The organism is Kitasatospora sp. NPDC054795 (genome assembly GCF_053611565.1).
In genome coordinates, this window is record NZ_JBSHAP010000072.1 from 16,987 (window position 1) to 39,826 (window position 22,840).

General features: G+C 74.3%; 10 protein-coding genes. 9 read left to right on the forward strand and 1 reads right to left on the reverse strand.

The window, feature by feature from the left end; translation table 11 throughout:
• Positions 1-156 precede the first annotated feature (156 nt).
• From ACWGJO_RS24810 to ACWGJO_RS24840, 7 genes are all read left to right on the forward strand, one after another.
• Positions 157-6,417, forward strand: coding sequence for a beta-ketoacyl synthase N-terminal-like domain-containing protein (locus ACWGJO_RS24810; RefSeq protein WP_452186944.1), 6,261 nt, complete (start codon positions 157-159; stop codon positions 6,415-6,417).
• Between the two features lie 176 nt (positions 6,418-6,593).
• Complete coding sequence (locus ACWGJO_RS24815) at positions 6,594-9,860, forward strand: hypothetical protein (RefSeq protein ID WP_452186946.1); 3,267 nt, start codon at positions 6,594-6,596, stop codon at positions 9,858-9,860.
• Positions 9,861-10,047: 187 nt separating this feature from the next.
• Complete coding sequence (locus tag ACWGJO_RS24820) at positions 10,048-11,886, forward strand: glycoside hydrolase family 15 protein (protein WP_452186948.1); 1,839 nt, start codon at positions 10,048-10,050, stop codon at positions 11,884-11,886.
• 407 nt (positions 11,887-12,293) lie between these two features.
• A complete protein-coding gene (locus ACWGJO_RS24825; RefSeq protein WP_452186950.1) occupies positions 12,294-14,444 on the forward strand; it encodes a PEP/pyruvate-binding domain-containing protein in 2,151 nt (716 codons plus the stop codon).
• 140 nt (positions 14,445-14,584) lie between these two features.
• On the forward strand, positions 14,585-15,940 hold the full coding sequence (locus tag ACWGJO_RS24830) for an ATP-grasp domain-containing protein (protein ID WP_452186952.1): 1,356 nt from the start codon (positions 14,585-14,587) through the stop codon (positions 15,938-15,940).
• A gap of 53 nt (positions 15,941-15,993) precedes the next feature.
• Positions 15,994-17,133, forward strand: coding sequence for a nucleotide disphospho-sugar-binding domain-containing protein (locus ACWGJO_RS24835; RefSeq protein ID WP_452186955.1), 1,140 nt, complete (start codon positions 15,994-15,996; stop codon positions 17,131-17,133).
• A 302-nt stretch (positions 17,134-17,435) separates the two neighbouring features.
• Positions 17,436-18,557 carry an NADAR family protein gene (locus ACWGJO_RS24840; RefSeq protein ID WP_452186957.1) on the forward strand — a complete coding sequence of 374 codons (1,122 nt, stop codon included), beginning with the start codon at positions 17,436-17,438 and terminating at the stop codon, positions 18,555-18,557.
• 176 nt (positions 18,558-18,733) lie between these two features.
• On the opposite strand, the gene ACWGJO_RS24845 is transcribed toward ACWGJO_RS24840, so the two are convergent.
• Positions 18,734-20,470, reverse strand: a complete 1,737-nt coding sequence (locus tag ACWGJO_RS24845; protein WP_452186970.1) for an amidase — start codon at positions 20,468-20,470, stop codon at positions 18,734-18,736.
• A gap of 146 nt (positions 20,471-20,616) precedes the next feature.
• Between ACWGJO_RS24845 and ACWGJO_RS24850 the strand changes: the two genes are divergently transcribed.
• The gene (locus ACWGJO_RS24850) at positions 20,617-21,246 is read left to right on the forward strand and encodes a TetR/AcrR family transcriptional regulator (RefSeq protein WP_452186959.1); all 630 of its coding nucleotides are present in this window, start codon (positions 20,617-20,619) and stop codon (positions 21,244-21,246) included.
• 273 nt (positions 21,247-21,519) lie between these two features.
• Positions 21,520-22,785: an ATP-binding protein gene (locus tag ACWGJO_RS24855; RefSeq protein ID WP_452186961.1), complete on the forward strand. Its 1,266-nt coding sequence runs from the start codon at positions 21,520-21,522 to the stop codon at positions 22,783-22,785.
• Positions 22,786-22,840 lie beyond the last annotated feature (55 nt).

A 22,840-nucleotide genomic window follows, 5' to 3' on the forward strand; every position in this document is an offset into this window, starting at 1 on the left:
TCGGCGGGGCACAGTGACCAGGACCCTGGATTCGCTACGGTGAACGTCGCTACCGCATGACGGAACGACCGTCTTGCAGAACGACCGCACCACGGAACGACCGCGTGACCGAGTGACCGACCGCAGAGGTGCGAGGTGCATGAACTGATCCTCCGTGTGGATGAACTGATTCTTCGTCATGCTGCGGACATCAAGACCAGGACCGCCTTCGCCGACGCCGAAGGCTCGGTGGACTACGGCGAACTCGCCCGCCGCACCGCCCGGGTGGCCGGCAACCTCCGGGTGGATCGTGGCAGCCGGGTGGCGCTGTGGCTGCCCGGCGGGGTGCCCGCCGTCGCGGCCACCCTCGGGGTCGCCCGCGCCGCCGCGGTCGGCGTCCTGCTCGACCCGCGAAGCGGCGAGGACGACCTCCGGTTCCGGGTGGCGGACAGCGGCGCCGAGCTGGTGGTCACCGACCGCGAGCACCTGGCGCGGGTCCGGCGGGTGGCCGGCGCCCGCGTGGTGACCGTCGACGAGCTGCTCGGGGCCACCCGCACGCCGCCACGGGACGACCTCGGACCGGACGAGCCCGCCTGGCTGCACTACACGTCGGGGACCGGCGGGGACCCGAAGGGCGTGCTGTCGGCGCAGGGGGCCTGGCTGCGGTCGGCCGATCTCGCCTACCGGGGACTGCTGGGCATGTCCGGCGACGACCGCCTGCTCTGGCCGCTGCCGCTGTTCCACGCGTTCGGGCACTCGATGTGCGTGGTGGGCGTGCTGGCCCTGGGCGCGAGCGCCCACGTGATGGACCGTTTCACCGCGGACCGGGCGGCCGCCCTGCTGCGCCGGACGCCGTTCACGGCCCTGGGCGGTGTCCCGACGGTCTTCACCCAGCTCCTGGACGCCGGGGCGCCGCTGCCGCCGCGCTGCCTGTCCGCCGGCGCCCCGCTGCCGGAGGAGCTGCGGGACCGGTTCCGCCGTACGTTCGGGCGTGAGCTGCACGACGGCTACGGCAGCACGGAGGCCTCCGGGAAGGTCGCCGTCGACGGCGTCGTGCTGCCCGGGATCGACACCCGGTTCGTCGACGGCGAGCTCTGGTTGCGGATGCCCGGCGCCGACGGGTGGCACGCGACCGGGGACCTCGGCCACGAGGAGGACGGCCTACTGGTGGTGACCGGGCGGGCGGGCGACGTGATCATCCGGGGCGGGGAGAACGTCCACCCGGCCGAGATCGAGCAGATCGTGGCCCGCCACCCCGGCGTCCGGGAGGTGGCCGTGGCGGGAGAACCCGACGCGGTGCTCGGCGAGGTGCCGGTCGCCTACGTGGTGGGCGACGCGGATCCGGCGGCGCTCCTGGCCTTCTGCCGCGGCCTGCTGCCACCGCACCGGGTGCCGCAGGAGATCCGCCCCGTCAGCCGGATCCCGCAGACCTCCTCGGGCAAACCGGCGCGGCGGCGGCTGCGCCACCAGTACCTGCTCGACGTGGTCCGGCGGGAGACCGCGGGGATCACCGGCCGGCCGCCCGGGGCGGACCAGCCGTTCGCCGAAGCCGGGCTGGACTCGCTCGGCACCGTACGGCTGCGGGACCGGCTGGGCGCGGACCTGGGCGTCGCCCTGCCGCCGTCCCTGGTGTTCGACCACCCCACGCCCCGCGCGGTGGCCGACTACCTCACCGGCGCGGCCGCCGGCCCGCCACCGTCCGTCCGCAGGGCCACGGCCACCGAGCCGATCGCGATCGTGGGCATGGCCTGCCGCTACCCCGGCGGAATCAGCAGCCCCGAGGACCTCTGGCGCGTGGTCGCCGCCGGCCAGGACACGATCACGGAGTTCCCCACCGACCGGGGCTGGCCCCTGGACGAGCTGTTCCACCCCGACCCCGACCACATCGGCACCAGCTACGTCACCCGCGGCGGCTTCCTCCAGGACGCGGCCGACTTCGACGCGGCGTTCTTCCGCATGTCGCCGCGCGAGGCCCTGGCCACCGACCCGCAGCAGCGGCTGCTGCTGGAGACGGCCTGGGAGGCGTTCGAGCGGACGGGCATCGCGCCGGAATCGCTGCGGGGCAGCAACACCGGCGTCTTCGTCGGCCTGATGTACAACGACTACGCCGGCCGCTTCCGGGGCAGCGCCCACCCTCTCCAGGCCCAGATCGCGCTGGGCGCGGCGGGCAGCGTGGCCTCGGGGCGGATCGCCTACCACCTGGGGCTGCACGGCCCGGCGCTCACCCTGGACACCGCCTGCTCCTCCTCGCTGGTCGCCGTGCACCTCGCGGCGGACTCCCTGCGCGACGGCCGGTGCGAGCTGGCCCTGGCGGGCGGCGCGACCGTCATGGCCACGCCGGACAGCTTCGTCGTGTTCAGCCGGCAGCGCGGCCTGGCCCCCGACGGACGGGTCAAGCCGTTCTCCGCCGCCGCCGACGGGACCGCCTGGTCGGAGGGGGTGGGACTGCTGGTCCTGGAGCGGGTGTCCGACGCGCTGCGCAACGGTCACCCGATCCTGGCCCTGCTGCGCGGCTCCGCGGTCAACCAGGACGGTGCGTCGAACGGCCTCACGGCGCCCAGCGGCCCCGCCCAGGCGGCCGTGATCCAGCAGGCCCTGGCCGATGCCGGGTTGACCGGCGCCGACGTGGACGTGGTCGAGGCCCACGGAACCGGCACCGCCCTGGGCGACCCGATCGAGGCGGCCGCGCTGCTCGCCACCTACGGTCAGGACCGGGGCCGGTCGGCGCCGCTCCTGGTCGGTACGGTCAAGTCCAACCTCGGGCACACCCAGGCGGCCGCCGGGGTCGCCGGCGTGATCAAGACCGTGATGGCGATGCGGCACCGCACCGTGCCCGCCACGCTGCACGTCGACGAGCCCAGCCCCCGCGTCGACTGGTCCGCCGGGGCCGTCCGTCTGGTCACCGAGCCGACGCCCTGGCCGGCGGGCCGGTCGGCGTCCCGGCCGGTGGGCCAGTCGGTGGGCCAGTCGGTGGGCCGGTCGGCGTCCCGGCCGACGCAGAACCGTCCGCGCCGGGCCGCGGTGTCGGCCTTCGGGATCTCGGGGACCAACGCGCATGTGATCGTCGAGGAGTACGAGCAGCTGCGCGTGGCGTTCCTGTTCCCCGGGCAGGGGGCGCGGCAGCGCGGGACGACCCGGGACCTCGCGGCCGAGTACCCGGTGTTCGCCGCCGCGTTCGAGGAGGTGCGCGCCCGGCTGGATCCGGTGCTGAACACGGCACCGGACCCGGCGTACCGGACGGACCTCGCCCGGGCGGCCCTGTTCGCCCACGAGGTGGCGCTGTTCCGCCTGTTGGAGTCCTGGGGGTACCGCCCGGACGCGCTGATCGGGCACGGTGCCGGGCAGATCGCGGCGGCTCACGTGGCCGGCGTCCTGTCCCTGCCCGACGCGGCGAGGCTGCTCACCGCCCGTGGCCCGGAGGAGTTCGCGGAGACGGCACGGAGCCTGACGTACCGCCCGCCGCTCGTTCCGGTCATCGGCGCCCGCCCGGACGATCCGGAGCACTGGGTGCGGCGCCGGCACGAGACGGTCGGCCTCGCCGAGCAGGTGGCCGCGGTCGACGGCGTCACCCTCGTCGACCTGGGCCCGGGCGTCGGGGACTTGGAGGGCATGGAGGGCATCGAGGGCGTCATCCCCACCACCGACCCCGAGCGGACGGCGGCCCGGCTGCGGGGCACCAGCGCCTTCCAGCGCCGGCGCTACTGGCTCGACCGCGCCGCCGAGCACCCCCTGATCGAGTCGACCGCCGTCGTGCCCGGTTCCGGGGAGGTGGTGTGCACCGCCGACCTCACCCCCGTGTGGCTGCTCGACCACGTCGTCGACGGAACGGCGGTCGTGCCCGCCACCGCGATCCTGGAACTGGTGCTGTACGCGGGGGAGCGGGCCGGCTGCGGCACCGTCGACGACCTGGTCCTGCACATGGTGATGCGCCTGCCGGAGACTCGGCGCGCCGAGATCGTCGTACGTCCCGGGACCGACGGCGTACGGCCGTTCGAAGTGCACGCGAACGGCGTCCTCTGTGCCAGCGGCCGGCTGGACTCCCGCCCCGCGCCGTCGGTGGACATCGGCCCGTGGCCCCCACCGGACGCCGAGGAGCTCGACGTCGACCACGCCGAGTACGGACCGGCGTTCCGCGGGCTGTCCAGGGTGTGGCGCCGCGGCGACGACCTCTTCGGCGAGGTGCGCGGGGACTTCCCGGACGCGGGGCGCTTCGCGCTCCACCCCGCCCTGCTCGACGCGGCGCTGCACCCGGCGCGGCTGCTCGGCGGGGGAGTGCCGTTCGCCCTGCGCGGGGTGCACCTGCTGGCGCGGGGGGCCACGGGACTGCGGGTCCGCATCCGCGACGGGCGGATCGCCGTCGCCGACCTGGAGGGCCGGCCGGTGGCCTGCGTCGAATCACTCACCGTGCGCGCGCTCGGACCCCGTTCGACGAGTACCCCTTCGGCCGTCACCGGTCCGCTCGGTACCCGCTCGACCGGACCGCGTCCGACCGGCCACCTCGTGCCGGGGGCCGGCCGGGGCGCGTTGTTCCGCCCGGAGTGGCAGCGGACCCCGGGCCGGCCGCACGGTCGGATCCACGAGGTGCGGCCCGGCGACGCCCCCGCCGCCCTGGCGCTCGCACTGCGGGAACTGCAGGCCGACCACGAGCACCTCACCGTGCTGGTACGGCCGGGAGATCCGGCGGGAGCGGCGGTGGCCGGCCTGGTGCGGGTCGCGCAGACGGAGCACCCGGGCCGGTTCACCCTGGCCGAACTCGGCGACGGGCAGACCGACATGGTGGCCGAACGCGCGAACCTGGTTCCCGTGCCGGGCGGCACCTTCACCTGGCGCGGCACCGTTCTGGTCACCGGCGGCGGCGCACTGGGCCGGGCGGTCGCCGAGCACCTGCGGGGCAGGGGAGTGCGCGTCGTCGTCGCCGGCCGCAGCGGCGAGACGCGCCTGGACGTCACCGACCGGGCGGCGCTGGCCGCACTGGTCGACTCCATCGAGGACCTGCGGGCCGTGGTGCACACCGCCGGGGTGCTCGACGACGGCGTCCTCTCGTCGATGACCCCGGCCCGTCTGGCGACGGTGTGGCGCCCCAAGGCCGAAGCCGCCTGGCAGCTGCACGAGTTGACCGCACACCGGGACCTGGACGCCTTCGTGCTGTTCTCCTCGGCGTCCGGTGTGCTCGGCCACGCCGGGCAGGCCAACTACGCGGCGGCCAACAGCTCTCTCGACGAACTTGCCCGCCACCGGCGGCGGTTGGGCCTCCCCGCGCTCTCCCTGGCCTGGGGGCCCTGGACGATCGGCATGATGGCCGACCGGACGGCCGCCGCCGGCCTGCTGCCCCTCGCGCCCGCCGAGGGCCTGGCACTCCTGGAGGCGGCACTGGGCACCGACGAACCCGTCCTGGTACCGATCGCCTTCGACCGCCCGAACCGCCCGAACCGCCCGAACCGTCCGAACCGTCCGAACGACCCCGACCAGCCCAACCACCCGCACCGTCCGCACCGTCCGGAACCGCGGAGCACACCGGAACCGACCCCGCCGGCCGGCACACTGGAGATGGTGCGCGCCGAGGTCGCCGCCGTCCTCAGCTATCCGGACGTGGACCCGGACACCCCGATCCCCGACCTCGGCTTCGACTCGCTGACCTCCGTCGAACTGCGCAACCGACTGGAGGAACGGACCGGCCTGCGCCTCCCCGCCACGGTGGTGTTCGACGCCGCCACCCCCAGGGCCCTCGCCGAGCAGCTGCGCCCACCGCCGGCCCCGGGGACGCTCACGTTCCTGTACCGCACACTGTGCGAGCTGGGCCGGCCCCGGGAGGCCATGCACCTGCTCGTCTCCGCCTCCTGGGCGCTGCCGTCGGCGGCGACCCTCCCGGCCGTCGCCCCGCAGCGGCTCAGCGACGGCGAAGGCCCGGCCGTCGTCTGCTTCCCCGCCCTCACCTCTCCCCCCGGGGAGTACGCCCTCCTCGCCCGGCACCTGCCCGGCCTGTGGCTGCTCCCGCACCCGGGGTACGACGGCGGCCCCGTCCCCGAGGACGTGGAGAGCCTCGTCCGGACCCACGCCGCCTCGATCGGGCGACTCGACCGCCCGGTCGTGCTCCTGGGCCGCTCCACCGGCGGGCTGGTCGCCCAAGCCGTCGCGGAACGCGTCGGCGCCGAGGCGGTGGTCCTGCTCGACACCCACCCCGTCCGCGACGAGGGCCGGCTCGCCGAACTGGCCGTCCGCAGCGCCACCAGGCTCGACGAGCCCGCCCTCGCCGCCATGGGCGCCTACGCCCGCATCTTCCTCGACCGCCAGGAGCCGGAGCCGACCGTCCCGACCCTGCACCTGCGCGTCGGCGACGTGCCGGGCGACCACTACTCCATCCTCGACGAACACGTGAGCACGACGGCGAAGGCCGTCCGGGAGTGGCTCGCCCGGACCCTGCCGACCGAGCCGGAATGACCGGACGCCCGTCGGCGTGCAGCCCCGGAGCGAACCGACCCCCGCCGAACCGATCCGGACCCGGGCCGGCCTGAACCCGACCCGGACCCGACCCGCCCTGGCCCGGGCCGCCGGCCGGCGCACCGCCGTGAAAAACCGGATGCCCGGGCCGCGCCCGTCGGGCACAATCGGCGCCGATGCCTCACCTGACTGCCGACCGGCTGCTCGCCGCCGTCGAACCACTGCCCCACCCGCTCCGGCTGCGCGAGGTGGCCCGTACCGCCGCCGCCCTCGCCCCCTCCGACCTGACGGCCCTGCTCGCCGAGCTGGACGGCCGCGGCCCGTACGAACGCCGACTCGCCGCGCTGGCCGCCCTCGCCGGACGGCGGGCGCGCCATCTGATCGACCGGATCGACGACCCCGACCCCGTCGTGCGGCGCTACGCGCACCGGGCGATCGGGGAGCTGCCGTTCCCGGACGGCGACCTTGAGGTCGCGATGCTCACCGCCCCGAAGGCGGTCCGCGACGAGCTGGCCCGCGCCGTCCTGCGGGCCGGGCGCGCAGCGGTGGCCGAGCGGCTGGTGCCGGTCGTCCGCGAACGCTGGGGCGCCGCCGAGGCGGCCCGGCTGCTGCCGGCCTGCTCGGCCGAGGCCGTCGCCGCCGAACTGCCCGCGCTGGCCCACGCGATCGCCTTCTCCACCTCGCTCGGACACCGCCACCCGGGCGCGGTGCTGGACGAGGCCGAGCGTCAACTCGCCGACCTGCCCTACGGCTTGAGGCGCACGTTCTGGCAGCGGCATGCCCTCGGCCTGGCCGCCGCCGCCGGCCGCGAACCGGCCCGGATGCTGGAGCTGCTGGAGCGCCACCCCGTGGCCGGCCTCCCCGGCCCGCTGCGCGACCGGCTCGCCGGCCTCGCCGCCGTCTCCGCCGAGCGGACCGTCCGCCTGCTGCTCGCGATCGACCGGCACCGCCACGAGCCGCCGCTGCGCGCCGGCGTGGCCCGTCGGCTGGCCGCGGCCCGGCCGGACGGACTCGCCGCGCTCGCGCACCGCCACCACGGGAGCCACCTCGCGCTGCTGCGGCAGCTGCCCCCCGCCCGGCGGGCCGCCTTCTACGACGAGGTGGCGGCGCAGCCCGGGCTGTACCGCTCCTGGTACTCCGTCGACGTCCTCGCCGTGCTGCCCGCGAAGGAGCGGCACGTGCGGGCGCGGGCCCGGTTGGCGGCGGACAGCGAGGACGTCGTCCCGCTCGTCCTGCTGCCGGTCGCCGAGGCCCGGCCGAGGCTGCTGGCCGAGACCCGCGTGGCCGACGCCTGGGACCGGGGCTGGGCCTGGGCACAGCTGGTCCGGCAGGCCGCACTCTCCGGCGAACCGGGCGCCCTGCCCGAGGCGCTCGAACTGCTCACCCGACTGCGCAACGAGCAGGACCCGGTCCGCGGCACGGCGCTGGAGGAGGTCGCGGCCGTGCCGCCGCGGCTCTTCGACGACGCCACCGCCGGCCCGCTGGAGCGGCTCACCGACGACGCCCTGGCCGCCCGGGACTGTTCGGCGCGCACGCGCACCGCACTCGGCCGCCTCGCCGGCGCCGTCCTCGGCGAGCACGTGGGCGGGCCGGCCCGCGAACTGCTCGCCTGGGCCGTCCGCGCCCTCGAACGGACCGACGGCGCCGGCCTCACCGTCCCGCCCCGGCGCGAGGCGGCGGTGGTCGGCGCGCTGTGGGCCGCCCTGGACCGCTCGGCCCGATCCCGCGACGCCGCACTGCTGCTCGCGCTGGCCGGGACGCTCGGCGACCGGGCACGACGTGCTCCCGCCCTCGCCGAACTCCTGGAGCGCGTCCTGCACTCGGGCGGCGACCGTGCCGTCGAACGGGCCGCCGCGCCGCTGCTGCGCGACCCCGCCACCGGCGGCGAACGCGTGGCCCGGCTGCTCGCGCTCAGGCCGTCGGCCGTCACCCTGGCCCCGGTGCGGGCCGTCCTGACCCGGATCCGCACCGATCTGCTCGGGCCCCTGCTCGACACCCCCCTGACCGCGACCGACCTGGCCGACGCGGACCGCTGGCTCCCCGCACAGCAGCACGCGGCCGCCGAACAGCTCGCCCGCACGGTCGGCGACCCCACCCGGGCCCTGGCCGAGCGCGCCGCCGCCCTGCGCGCCGCGGCCCGGATCCCCGTCCACGGCGAGGCCCTGCTGCGCCGGTACGCGGACTCCGCCGACACCGTCCTCGCCGAGGCCGCGCTCGCCGCGCTGCCCTGGACCGAGCGCCCCGCCGGGGCGCTGCGCGAACTGCTCTCCCACGCCGACGACGACCGCGCCCGGGTCGCTCTCCACGCGGCCGGCCGTGCCGCCCGGTTCGCGCGGAGCTCCGAACTGGGCCTCGCGCTGCGGCGGATCGCGCTCGATCCGGCGGCCAAGGTGACCAGCCGCAAGCAGGCCGTCCGGCTCGCCGCCGCGCACCTGGTCCTGGACGAGGCGGCCGCCCTGCTGCGCGAGGTGTACACCGCGCCGGGGCAACACCACGACGTCCGCGCCGCGGTGCCGGCGACGGTCGGTGACCGGATCGCCGACCTGCCGCTGTGGGACGTGCTCACCGACGCGGCCGACGGGCCGGAGGGACTGCGGAAGGCACTGGTCCTGCACCTGAGCGGGGAACGGACAGCCGCGGAGCACCGCCCGGCGTTCGCCGGCCTGATGGCCCGGCTGGCGGTCGACGCCGACCTCCTCACCGCCTCACCCGCCCAAGGGCAGCTCGTCTCCTGGGGCCGGTACGCGCCGGAGGCGGTGCGGGCACTCGTCCCGCTGGTGACCGACCTCGCCGAGCAGGACCGCTGCCAGGGAGCGGCCCGCGTGCTGACCGGGGTGGCACTGTCGGACGCCCCGCACCCGCTCGGCGGCTGCGCGCCGGGCAGCGTCCTGGCGGACGCCCTGACCGCCCTGATCGAGACCCTGCGCGCCGGGGAACCGGCGTTTCCCGGCCGCGACCAGCCGGCCCGGCGGCGGATCGACGCGCTCACCGGCTGGATGTGGAGCCCGAACGCCACCGCGCGGGCCGTCCGTGCCGTCCGGCGGGAGGTCGCCGCGATTCTGCTCACCGAACCCGCGCTGCTGCCCGAGGCCACCCGCCGACTGGTCGAGGCGATCGACCTCGACGCACCGGACCTGGGCGAGCGCGTCGCCGAGCTGGCCGTCCTGGTCGCCGACCGTCCGGTGCTGGCGGTGGCCGCCGCCGACGCGCTGAACCGCCAGGGCCACGGACGACGGGAGGCACCGGAGCACGCGCTGGCGGCCGCCCGCCGACTGGCCGCCGACGACGGACTCGCGCCCGGCCTGTTCGCCGTCGCACTGACGAACACGGGGGCGCAGCTCGGTTGGCCCGCCGAGTGGCGGGAGGTGCTGCGCGCGCTGCGCCGCCACCCGCGGCCGGACGTCCGGGACGCCGCGCTCGCGGTGTTCACCGACCCTGCGTGAGCGGAACCCTGCGCGGAACCCTGTGTGAGCGGACCCCTGCGTTCGAGGAACCCCGGGGGTCGGCCCGTGGCCGCTCCCGCCCCCCGATACGCAGGGTGAGCCGGAACAAGGTCCGCGACGACGGTGTTCCACCGGCAACGGGCACGGCTCTGCCCGGCGTCCGCGCCGCGGCGGTAGGGAGGCCGGTATGGCACTGCAGGGCACCGGATTCGGGCCGGCGGACGGCTCGCGTTATCTGCCGATCGCCGAGCACGGCCTGATCGGCGATCTCCGGTCCGCCGCGCTGGTGGGGACCGACGGCACGATCGACTGGTACTGCTGCCCGCGTTTCGACGCCCCCAGCGTCTTCGCGTCCATCCTCGACGCCGACCGGGGCGGGTCGTTCGAGCTGGCCGCCGATGTGCCGACGCGCACCCGGCAGTTCTACTTCCCCGACACCAACGTCCTGATCACCCGGTTCTTCGCCACCGACGGGGTGGCGGAGATCCAGGACTTCATGCCGGTCGTGGACGAGTCGCGCGAGGCCGGTCGGCACCGGCTGATCCGGCGGGTGGTCTGTGCCCGGGGAACGCTTCCGTTCCGGGCACGGGTGGCTCCCCGCTTCGGCTACGGATCCGAACCGCACACCGTGAGTGTCCGGGCCCACGAGGCCGTCTTCGAGTCCCCTTCGATGGCGCTCGCGCTGACGGCCACCGTGCCGCTCGAACGCGAGGGCGTGGACGTGTGGTCGCACTTCAAGCTCCTCGAAGGCGAGTCGGCGGTGTTCGCCCTCGACCGGGTCGGCGGCGACCTGGCCCCGCGGGCGTGTCCCCGGGCCGAGGCGGAGGAGCAGTTCGAGGCGACGGTGCGGTTCTGGCGCCGCTGGCTGGCCGGGTCCCGCTACCACGGGCGGTGGCGCGAGATGGTGCACCGCTCCGCGCTGGTGCTGAAACTGCTCACCTACGCGCCGACCGGTGCGATCGTGGCCGCGCCGACGACGAGCCTGCCCGAGCGGATCGGCGGCGAGCGCAACTGGGACTACCGGTACGTGTGGGTCCGGGACGCGGCCTTCTGCGTCTACGCCATGCTCCGGCTGGGCTTCACCGCGGAGGCCGAGGCCTTCATGGGCTTCCTCTCCGACCGGGGCATCCTGCGCGGCGGCGCCGGCGCCACGGGACCGCTGCAGATCATGTACGGGATCGACGGGCGCGGAGACCTGCCCGAGCGCGAGCTGTCCCACCTGGAGGGATACCTGGGCTCCGCCCCGGTGCGGGTGGGGAACGCGGCCACCGGCCAGCTCCAGCTGGACATCTACGGAGCACTGATCGACTCCGTCTACCTGTACGACAAGTGGGGACAGCCGATCAGCAGCGGTCACTGGGACGAGGTCGGTGCCGTGGTGGACTGGCTCTGCGACCACTGGGACCAGCCCGACGAAGGCGTCTGGGAGACCCGGGGCGGCCGGAAGGACTTCCTGTACTCACGGCTGATGTGCTGGGTGGCGATCGAGCGGGCCATCAGGTTGGCTAACCGGCGCGGGCTGCCGGCGGACCTCCCGCGCTGGCAGCGGAGCCGGGACGCGATCTACCGGCAGATCATGCGACGCGGCTGGTCGGCCGACCGCAGGGCGTTCGCCCAGAGCCTGGGCGGCGACCTCCTCGACGCCTCCGTGCTGATGATGCCGCTGGCCAAGTTCATCTCGCCGAGCGACCCCAAGTGGCTGGCGACCCTGGACGCGCTGAGCGCGGAACTCGTCTCCGACTCGCTGGTCTACCGCTACGACCCGGAGGCCAGCCCCGACGGTCTGCGCGGGGCCGAGGGCACCTTCTCGATCTGCTCGTTCTGGTACGTCGAGGCCCTCGCCCGCGCCGGGCGGGTGGAGGAGGCCCGGCTGGCCTTCGAGAAGATGCTCACCTATGCCAACCACCTCGGCCTGTACGCCGAGGAGATCGGGCCGACCGGTGAGCAGCTCGGCAACTTCCCGCAGGCCTTCACCCATCTCGCGCTGATCAGCGCCGCGTTCAACCTGGACCGCACGCTCGGTTGACGAATGCGGCGCCCCGTCCGGAACGGCGGACATTCGGCGCGGCCGGGAAGCCCGGAATTCTGAGGAATGATTCGATCCACTTGTCGGCATTGCCGACGGTCGAGGTGGGCGAGTGCGCAGCCCTCCGAGGTTCTGCAGTCGTTCAGGAATCAACACTTCCGGAAATCCCCGATTGCCCGTCACGCGCCCGCCGTCCCGCGCTGTGACCTTTGCCACAGCTTTATGCGGAGTCGTGGCTTCCTTGACGGGATTCCTATGGCCGGATCGATCCATGATGGCCAGATGTCGCATGATCATTCGTCAAACGTTCATACCGAATGGCACTGTGGGCGTGGTCGTACCCGACCCTTCTGCAACAGGTGTGCACGGATCGTGTACACGATGACGAATGGCTGAACTCTGTGCGCATGACCCGTTCGGATCGCAACGACGCGACCACGCGGCCCCGCTTCTTGGACGAAAAGCTCACCCTTGAGGAGTTCTCCGAGCTCGCCGGCCAGGTCGGCGGCTATCCCTATGTGAAGATCGTGCTCGACTGCGACGAGTCGGTGCTTCACTTCATCGACAGTGCCGACGGCACTCTCCATGTCCGCTACATCGCGTGCGAGATCCTCGGCATGTCGATCGACGAACTCGCCGGCAGGCTCGATTCGTTCAACGACGACGTCTACCGGAATCCCGACCGCCGCTTCTATCTCGGCACGCTCGCCCGCCATACCGGCCGCGCCGGCCGGTCCACGGAAAGCGGCCACGAGGCCGAGGATTTCCTGTCCCTGGAAACGGTCGACGTCGACACCATGTCCCAGGACATGCTGCGCTTCTTCTATCACCGGGTGCGCGAGCACATCGATCCTTCGCTGCGGCTGGTCCTGAAGCCGGCCGGCCACCAGCAGGAGGGCTACCTCGCCGGAATTCCGGAGAGCGAGATTCCGCGCATCCTGTCCCATGAGCTCTATTCCGTGGCCTCGTTCGTGCCGCTGAACCCCGGGGAGGCCCACGGACGGCTGCGGGTGTTCCGCTCGGAGGAGGAGTACCGGGCCGAGGCCGAACCGCTGGAGTGGCACGACATCGTGGTGATGCCCCGGGTGCCGGAGGACATCCCCCGGGTGTCCGGCATCATCCACACCGAGCACACCACGCCGCTCTCCCACATCAACGTGATGGCCGCCGGGTGGCGGATCCCCAACGCCGTCGGCATCGGCGCCGTCGAACGGATCGACCGCGCCGGGCTGGACGGCCGGTGGGTGCGCTACCGGGTCGAGGCCGAGGGCGGGGACCTCCTCCTCGAAGCCGCCCGGCCGGGGGACCACGACGGCGACGGGAGCCGCGAGGGCCGTACGGACTGCGAGGGCCACGAGGGCCACGGGGGAGTCCGGCCGACTCCGCCGGCCGATCACGTCGTCGTCGACCGGCCCGACCTCACGCCCACGCCGATCACCCCGCTGTCCGAACTGCGCGCGGGGGACCACGTCCGGTTCGGCACCAAGGCCGCCAACCTCGGTGAACTCACCCACCTGCTGCAGCACGGCTCTCCCCGTTGGCTCGGCTTCTACCAGGTGCCCCGGCCGCCCCGGGCCGACCTGCTGCGCTACCTGGCCAGGCAACTCGGCCTCCCGGAGGACGCGGACGGGGCCGAGCTGAACGCCGCCGCGCAGCTCCTGGTGAAGGAGTTCGCCGAGGTGCCGCGCGGGATCGTGCTGCCGTTCTCCCTCCAGCAGCGCTTCCTCGACTCCTCGGCGGAGCTCCGGGACGCCGTCGACCGGCTGGACTCCCTTCTCCAGGAGGGGACTTCGCCCCAGGACGGGACGTCACCCCGGGAGGGGACTTCGCGCCGGGCGTCGCTCCACGCGGAGACGTCGCGGATCGAGGAACTCTGCCTCGACGTGCAGCGGCTGATCCGCGGCACCCCGCTGCCCGACCCGATCCGCGCCGAGGTCGACCGGGCGATCGACCGCCACCTGTACGGTGCCACCGTCCAGGTCGTCCGCAGCTCCTCCAACGCCGAGGACCTGTCCGGCTTCTCCGCCGCCGGACTCTACGAATCGGTGGCGCACGTCAGCGGCACGGGCGCGGTCCTCGACGCCGTACGGGAGGTCTGGGCCTCGCTGTTCTCGCCGCGTGCGGTGCTGCTGCGGCGCCAGGCGGGCATCGCCCTGGACCACTGCCGGATGGGCGTGGTCGTCCAGGAGCAGGTCGGATCCACCGTCGGCGGCGTCCTGGTCACCTGCAACCCGCTGAGCCCCCAGGACTTCCGCGACGTCTACCTCAACATCTCGCCGCGCTCGGTGGCCGACGTGGTGACCGGCCGGGGCGCACCGCTCCAGTACCTGTGCAACACCATGGAGGGCGGAAGCCGGACGGTCTCGCTGGGCACCGCCGCCACCGACCTGGACGCCGCGACCAAGGACCTCGTGCGCCGACTGGCCCTGATCAGCAGGCTGTTGCAGTCGCACTTCTCGCCCGACGAGACGTACGGGGCCCCGGTCGACATCGAGTGGGCGATCGAGGGCGACCGGGTCAGCCTGCTGCAGCTGCGCCCCTTCCGCACCGCCGGCTGACGCTGCCGGAGCGCCGCACCGCACCGGCCCGGCCCGGCGTGCCGCGGCCCGGCGTGTCATGGGCCGACGCGCCGCGGGCCGACGCGCCGCCGCGAGCCGACACGCCGCGAACGATTGAACTTCCTTCAGGAGTAAGTACGTTGAACAAGATCCTGTACGTCTACGTCAAGGGCGGCGCCCCGCTGGAGTACGCCTTCCCGCGCATCGCCGCCTGCGGCGAGCTGCACGTCCTCGCGCTGGCGCCGCTGCCCACGTCCGGGGAGGACGTGTGGCGGCCCAGCTGTACCAGCATCGAGCTGGTGCCCGAGGCGCCGCGCGGCGACGAACTGGTCGAGCTGATCGTGGAGTACGCGAAGGCCATCGGGGCCGACGCGCTGCTGACCCTCTCGGAGTTCGCGGTCCTGGCCGTCGCGCACGCCGCGAGCCGTCTCCACCTGGCCGGTCCGGGGGAGGGGATCGTCCGCGCCAGGGACAAGCGGCTGATGCGGGAGGCCTGGGCCGCCGCCGGGGTGCCGATACCCGCGTTCCGCCGGGTCGACAGCCTCGGGGACCTGACCTCCGCACTGGCCGAACTCGAAACCCCGCTGCTGCTCAAGCCGGCCTGGGGCGCCGGGTCGGTCGCCCAGATCGTGCTGGACTCGGTCGAGGAGGCCGCCCCGGCATGGGCCGGGATCGAGAGCGGACTGCGGGCGGGCAGCCAGGTCGGCATGAACGAGCTGTACGCCGAGGACACCGACCGGGACCGCCTGGTCGAGACGATCGCCCAGGGCTCCACCGAGGGCTGGTACCAGGAGCCCGGCTACGGCGACTACGTGAGCGTGGAGGGGATCGTCGCGGACGGCGTCTACCGTCCGCTGGCCATGACCGCCAAGCTGCCGACCGTGCCGTCCTTCGTCGAGGTGGCCAGCACCTCGCCCTCCGTCCTGCCGGTGCCGCTGCAGCGCCGGATCGAGGAGGTGTCGCGGCAGGCCGTCGACGCGCTCGGGCTGGAGAACTGCGGCACCCACACCGAGCTGAAGCTGATGAAGGACGGCGAGCTGGTGGTCATCGAGACCGCGGCCAGGTTCGGCGGCCTGCTGACGACCAGGCAGGTCCACGAGGTCTTCGGGCTCGACCCGATCGGCATGCTGGTCCGGCAGCTGCTCGGCGAGCGGGTGGACTACCCGGAGGCCATGCTCACCGACGGGGTCAGGGCCGCCGCGTCGCTGGCCGTCGTCCCGGCCGACGCGTCGGGAGCGCCCTGGCGGAGCAGCCCGGTCTGGAACCCGCAGGCCGTCGACTGGCAGAGCCTGCTCTCCCCGGGCAGCACCATCGAGGCCGTACCCGCCTTCGCGATGCCCGCGGGCCGGACGGTCCCCGCCTTCGACCCGTCCGCGGGGTCGCGCAACTGGCTCGGGGTCTACCTGCTGAGCGCCGTCGACGCCGCCACCCTGCAGCGCGACTGCAACGCCGTGCTGAACGGCATGGAAGCCGCCCTGCACCGGGCCGCCTCCTGAACCCCGCCAACCCCCTCATCCTCAACTCCCATCCCTCCGAGCGAGGTTCCTCCATGCGTGTACTGTTCGCCGGCGTACCCGGCATCGGCCACCTCTTCCCGCTGGTCCCGCTGGCCAGGGCGATGCACGAGCTCGGCCACGAGGTCGCGATGGCCTCGATGGACGGTGGCGAAGACGTCGCCGGAGCCGGTCTGCCGTACCTGCCCATCGCGCCGGGGCTCGACTGGCGCAAGGTGATCAGGGAGGCCGGCCGCACCCAGCGGCCCGACCTGATGCAGCGGGTGGTCGAGAGCAATTCGGCCGATCGCGAGGCGTTCGTCCCGCTGGCCGCCCTCGTCAACAACCGGGTGGCCGACGACGTGGTCGAGCTCGCCGCGCGGTGGCGGCCGGACCTGGTGGTGTACGACTACCAGTTCCCGGTGGCCCTGCTCGCGGCGACCCGCCTCGGCGTGCCCGCGGTCCAGCACGACCTCGGGTTCGTCCGCACCCCGAAGCTGCGCGCGCTGATGCTCGCGGAGATGGCGGACACCTTCGCCCGGCACGGAATCGACCGGCTGCCCGAGCCGGCCGACGTCATCGACCTCGCGCCGCCGAGCATGGCCGGGGACGAGCGGTACGGCTGCTCGATGCGGCCCGTCGCCTACAACGGCGAAGGCGACCTCCCCGCCGACCTGGCCGTGCCCGCCCACCGCCCGCGCGTGGCGGTGACACTGGGCACCGTTCCGCCCAAGACGGACGGCCTCACCAGGATCGAGCGGGTGATCGAGGCGGCCGCCGACATCGACGCGGAGTTCGTGCTGGCGACCGGAGACCTCGACCTCAGCACGCTCGACACCCTGCCGGACAACGTCCGCGCCTACGGCTGGGTCCCGTGGCGGGCGCTGCTGGAGACCTGCGCGGCCGCCATCCACCACGGCGGCAGCAGCACCGCCCTCGGCGCACTGGACGCGGGCATCCCGCAACTCGTCCTCCCCGACGGCTCCGACCGCTTCATCAACGCGGACGCGGTACGGGACCGGGGCGCCGGCCTCCGCGCCGCCGCCGAGGACATCGGCCCGGCCCTGCTCACCCGGCTGCTCACCGACACCGAGCTCGCCCGGGCCGCGCGAGAGGTCAGCACCGAGATCGCGGCCATGCCGAGCCCGCTGGCAGTCGCGAAACGCCTCACCGGCCTCACCGGCACTGCGGGCTGAGGCAGCCGCCGGCCGTCGCGCACCCCCCGGGGACCGGAAAGGACCACCGGGCCGCACGGGACCCACCGTGGAAAGGAAACTGTGGAAAGGAAGGAGCTCCGCCGGATTCCCCGGCGGGGCTCCTTCGCCGGCCGGGCCGTCCCGGGGATCCCCTCCTCGCCGTCGGTCCCGCCCGGAGGGAGGGGGGAACTCGCCGCGCCGAGGACCCCACCGAGACGTGCAACCTCGCCGCCGACCCGGCCTCCACCCGGCTCGGAGGAAAACCGGGAGCCGTTCGGCCTCCACCGCGACACAATCACGGGATGATCGGCAAGCGGATCACCCATCGCACCGCGGACGGCGTCCGCATACCCGGAACCTGGCGGCACGCCTTCATCCACAACGGCGGCCGCTACTTCCTCACCGACCTCTTCATCTACGCCGACGGGCTCATCGACTGCTGGGAACTCGTCACGGTCGAGGAGTTCGAGGAGAAGCTGCGCACCGGCTGGGTGGCCACCACCCTCCCGGAGGGCGGGGAGGCTTCCGCGCACGACCTTGCGGCCTGGACGTTCGGCGAGCCGGAGAGCTGGCTGACACCCGAGCTGCTGGTCGCCGAAGTCCGCGACACCATCGACCAGTTGAACGGGCGGCCCGACTCGACCGGCCGCTGCCTCGCCGCCGTCGGCACATTCCTCGCCGACCGGACCGAGGAGAACCGGGCCGCGGCCCGCGCCGCGTTCCTGGCCGTCCCGGAGTCGCAGCGCCGCTACGCCCTGGGCGACATGGACAGCAAGGACCGGCCGTTGCGGATCCTGGTGGCCGGACCCGGCGGCCGGACCTACCTGTCGTTCGACGGAACGGTCACGCAGGAGGACTACGACGGCGCCCTCGCGTACTTCGAGGAGCGGGCCCGCCGGCAGGCCGAGCGGCCCACCCGTGTCCCGGCGGACGGGCCGGCGGCCCCGCACGCCCCGGCGGTCCAGCTCTACCAGTGGCATCTGAACGAGCCGCTGCCCGACCCCGGCAATCGCGGCCTGCGCAACGACTACCCCGCCCCGATCACCGTGGCGGACGTGACCTACCCCTCCGTCGCCCATGCCTACTGGGCCCTGTCGGCGGCCCAGCCCGAGGTCCGGGCGGCGATCGTGACGGCGGACGACTCCGCGGCCGCACGCAGGCTCGCGGCCGGGGCGCCGCGCCGCGAGGGCTGGGAGTACGCCCGGACCGCCGTCATGACGCGTCTGCTGCGCGCGAAGTACGACCAGCATCCCGAGCTGGCCGAGATCCTGCTGGCGACGGACGACGCCACCGTGATCTACGACGACATGGCCTCGGACCTCTGGGGCGACAACGCCGGCCGGGGCCGCAACTGGACGGGCCGCCTCCTCGAACTCGTCCGTTCCGAACTGCATGTGCGGCGGGCCGGAATCCCGGGGCTGTGAGCGGGGCGGGCGAGTGGCTCCCCGGGAGGCCGGGAGCCCGGAGAGGCAGGGAGGCCGGAGAGGCAGGGAGGCCGGAGAGGCCGCCTCCACCGATGGTGGAAACGGCCTCCCCGGTCCGTGATCCGGTGATCACGAAGAGCTGAATCAAGGTCCCTTCAAGCAAGTCCGACGGATCGTCAGACCGCCGGAAGGCGCGGGGTCCGCGGCGGTTCCGTGCGGCGGTGCCCGGTCGTCTCGAAGGCGGCGGCGAGCTGGAGCAGCAGGTTGTCGTCGTAGGCGCGGCCCGCGAAGGTCAGCCCCACCGGCATGCCGATGTCGGTCATGGTGCCCATCGGCACGGTCACGGTCGGGATGCCGAGGTGGCGGGGGACGAGGTTGCCGTTCGCGACCCACACGCCGTTGCGCCAGCCGAGGTCGGCGGAGGCCTCGTTCACGTCCATGTCGGCCGGGCCGACGTCGGCGACGGCGGGGAAGACGACGGCGTCCAGGCCGAGTCCGTCCATCCACTGCTCCAGGTCGATCCTGCGGGTCTCCTCCAGGCCGCGCAGGCCCTCCTCGAGGTGCGGCATGTCGGTGAAGGACGCGTACGGGCGCTCGCGGACGAAGCGCGGGTAGTCGCCGATCGTGTCGTCGAAGCCGGCGTAGCGGTCGGGGAGTTCGCCCTGGTGCTTGGGGAAGATGCGGTCGCCGTCGACCTCGGTCAGGGTGGCGAGCCGCGGGTCGCCGTTGGCGCGCAGGAAGTCGTCCCATGCCCAGGCGGACAGGTCCTCGATCTCGACGGCGAGGAAGTCGCGGCCGACCAGGCCGCGGGTGGGCAGCGAGGGCGCGCCGGGGCGGTCGGACTCGTAGTTGGTCACCACGGGGAAGTCGACCTCGACGACCTCGGCGCCCGCGGCCTCAAGGTCGCGGCGGGCGGCCTGCCACAGGGCGATGACCGAGGCGCGGGTGTCGATCCGCTGCCCGGTCTGGCCGCCGATGCCGCCGTCGGGGTTGGTCCCGGCGTCGGGGTCGGCGTTGATGTACATCCCGGGCACGCCGACACGCTTGCCGGCGAGCGTCGCGCGCGCCGCCGCCGCGTCCGCCGGGGCCAGCGCCGGGTAGGAGGCCGGACGGACCCGGGACGGTGCGGGGAGTCGCACCCAGGGCTGGGACCGCCACAGGTCGCCGCGGGTGTCCGGGTCGTCGGCGACGACGACGTCGAGCAGTTCGAGGAGGTCGGCCATGGTGCGGGTGTGCGGGACCACGACGTCCATGGTCGGCACGAGTGGCCAGTTGCCGCGCACCGAGATCACGCCGCGGCTGGGGGTGTAGGCGCACAGGGCGTTGTACGAGGCGGGCGCCCGGCCCGAGGACCAGGTCTCCTCGCCGAGGCCGAACGCGCCGAACGAGGCCGCCGTGGCGGTGCCCGAGCCGTTCGACGAGCCGGAGCCGTACGCGCTGGTCAGCCAGTCGGCGCTGTAGGGGCTCTCGGCGCGGCCGTAGACGCCGCGCTGCATGCCGCCGTTCGCCATCGGGGGCATGTTGGTCAGGCCGATGAGCACGGCACCGGCGGCGCGCAGCCGCTCGATGGCGAAGGCGTCGCGCTGGGCGACGAGGTGTTCGAACGCCGGTGACCCGGCGGCGGCGGTCAGGCCCTTGGCGAGGTAGCTGTCCTTCGCGGTGTAGGGGATGCCGTCGAGGGGGCCGAGGGTCCGGCCGCGGGCGCGGCGGGCGTCGGAGGCTTCGGCGTCGGCGCGGGCGTCCGGATTCATCACGACGAGTGAGTTGAGTGCCGTGGTGGTGCCGGGCCGGTCGTAGGCCTCGATCCGGGCGAGGTAGGCGTCGAGCAGGCCGACCGCGGTGGTCTCGCCCTTCTCCAGCGCCGTGCGCAGGTCGGCGATACCTGTCTCGACGACGTCGAACGCGCGGGTCATGCGGGTGCCTCCATGGTCCTGGTCGGCGCCGGCCGGGGTGTTCTCGGCCACGGGCTGCGCCGTCCTGATAAAACTAACTTTGTTAGCAACTGCTCTCGGTCTGGCACGATAGCTCCCGGACGCGGAGAGCGGAAGAGGGGATATCGGTGGGCCGACCGAGCAGGGCAGTGCTGACCCGCGAGCGGATCGCGCGCGCCGCGCTCCAGGTCGTGGACGAGGACGGCTCCGACGGCCTGACCATGCGGGCACTGGCGGAGCGGCTCGGGGTCAAGGCGGCGTCGCTCTACAACCACATCCGGGGCAAGGACGAACTGGTCGACACGGTCTCGGAGTTGGTCAACGACGAGATCGACCACGCACCGCTGGGCGATCCCGACTGGCGGGCCGGCCTCGCGGCGTACGCGCGCGGCTACCGCGCGGTCTTCCGGCGGCACCCGAACGCCGTCGCCCTGCTCGCCCGCCGCCGCGTCGAAGCGGCCAGCGCGCTGCGCGGCTACGAGGCGCTGCTCGCCCTCCTCGGCCGGGCCGGCCTCGGCCCCGCGGACGCCGCCGAGGTCGCCGCGGCACTGGACTACCTGGTACTCGGCTCCGCGATGGAGACCTTCGCCGCCAGCTTCACCCGCCCGCCGGCCGCGTACCGGCCGCAGTACCCGGCGCTCGCGGACGCCCTGGACGGCTCCTTCGCCCGCGGCGGCGGCGCGACCGGCCTCGACGACCGCGGGTTCGAGCTGGGGCTCGGCCTGCTGCTCGACGGCGTCGAGCGCCGCACGGCGTAGGACCGGGAGAGGCCGGGTCGGGCGTCGCGTGCCGCCGGGGGAGCGGCGGATCCTGAGCGTCCCCGGGCCCGAGCGCCGGGGTGCGAGTACCGACGGGCCGCGGCCGAGCGCGGGCGGGCCCGAGCGCCGACGGCCCGCGGAGCCCCGGCGCAACCCGCTGCCGCGTACGGTTCGTCCACGCCGCGTTGTCCCGAGCGGCGCACGACGGGCCGGGCCCGGCGCGCCTACGTTCTCCGCAACCCGCACGACCGGAGACCCGAGGGAGCGACGCACGTGAACTGGCTGATCCACGACTACCGGGAGGACGACCTGGCTGCCGTCGTCCACCTGATCGACAGCACCGCCGGGCTCGGGCAGGAGTCCGTGGTCTCGCTCGCCGAGTGCATCGCCGCGCTGACCGCGCGCCGGCCCGCCGTCGTCGCGGTGCACGACGGTACGCCGATCGGTGCCGCGCTCGCGCAGGTGGCGGGGGAGCGGGCGTGGGTGATGCGGGTGGCGATCGCCCCGGCCTGGCGCGGGCGGGGCCTGGCCAGCGCGCTCCTGCGGGAACTGGAGCGACGGCTGGTCGAGGCACGCGTGCGGCGGATCGCCTACGTGCTGCCGGAGGAGGAACTGCTCGGCGAGGGACTGCACAACGCCGGCTACGAACGGCGGCCCGCCGCCGCGTACTTCGAGAAGACCGAGCCCGCCGCGGGCTCCGCGGCCGGCACGCTGGACGAGCTCGGCGGGCGGGTGCTGAGCGGCGACCTGTGGGACCGGGTGGCCGGAATGGCCACCGAGAAGGAGCTGATCGAGCGCAGGGTCGTGCTGCCGCTCGCGGAGCCCGAGCGGGCGGCCCGGCACGGGGTCCGGCCGCCACGCGCGATCACCCTGTTCGGGCCGCCCGGCACCGGCAAGACGACCTTCGCCCGGGCCATCGCCTCCCGCCTGGGCTGGCCGTTCGTCGAACTGCTGCCCTCCCGGCTCGCCGACGAGGGCAACCTCGCCGCCGCGCTGCGCAGCGCCTTCGCCCGGATCGGCGAGCTGGAGCGGGTGCTGGTCTTCATCGACGAGGTGGAGGAGATCGCCCCCGTACGCGGCGAGGCCGGCCGGACGGGGACGATGCACGGCGTGACCAACGAACTGCTCAAGCTGATCCCCGGTTTCCGCGAGCGTGACGGCCGACTGCTGGTCTGCGCGACCAACTCCGTCCGCTCGCTCGACCCGGCGTTCCTGCGCACCGGCCGGTTCGACTACGTCATCCCGATCGGCACCCCCGACCCGGACGCCCGCGCCGCGATCTGGTCGCGCTACGCGCTCGGCACCGACCGCCTCGACGTGGACGTTCCCGCACTGGTGGCCGCGAGCGAGCACTTCTCCCCCGCCGACATCGAGCACGCCGCACGCCTGGCGGCGCAGACCGCGTTCGAGCGCGACGACGCCGTACCGGGGGCGACCACCGCGGACCACCTCGCCGCGATCGGCGCGAGCCGCCCGACGGTGACGGCCGCCATGGTCGAGGCCTTCCACACCGACATCGGCACCCACGCCAGGCTCTGACCCCGGGCCCGCACAGCGCACAGGCCTTCGGTGGCCGGCCTTCTCCGCTCATGGG